This window comes from Pseudomonas anguilliseptica (assembly GCF_021375795.1).
GTDB lineage: Bacteria > Pseudomonadota > Gammaproteobacteria > Pseudomonadales > Pseudomonadaceae > Aquipseudomonas > Aquipseudomonas anguilliseptica_A.
Window position 1 is genome coordinate 1 of sequence record NZ_JAEIOI010000020.1, and the last position, 336, is coordinate 336.

Consider the following 336-nt stretch of genomic DNA (forward strand, 5'->3'; position numbering starts at 1 on the left):
GAAACACCGTGGTTGAAGACGCTGTTGCGCCGATTACCGGCAATGTGTTGACCAACGATCTGCATGTTAATGGTGAACCGGGAGCCGACGCTCCGACCAGCTTCGTCTCCTGGGCGAACACCAGTGCCACCTACGGTACTTTCACGGACACCGGAGCGGGCACCTACAGCTATACGCTGAACAACGCCGACCCGAGGGTTCAGGCTCTGGATGATGGTGAAACGCTGACTGAAACCTTCACCTACACCATGCAGGATGCCGATGGTGATCAGGACACTGCGATCCTGACGATCACTATTCAAGGCAGCAACGATGTGCCGGTGATAACGGTCACGG

Annotated in this window: 1 protein-coding gene; it reads left to right on the forward strand. The window is 56.5% G+C overall.

The features are described 5' to 3' along the window. A partial coding sequence (locus IOD17_RS19570; protein ID WP_233686624.1) for a VCBS domain-containing protein occupies positions 1–336 on the forward strand: 336 nt, incomplete at both ends.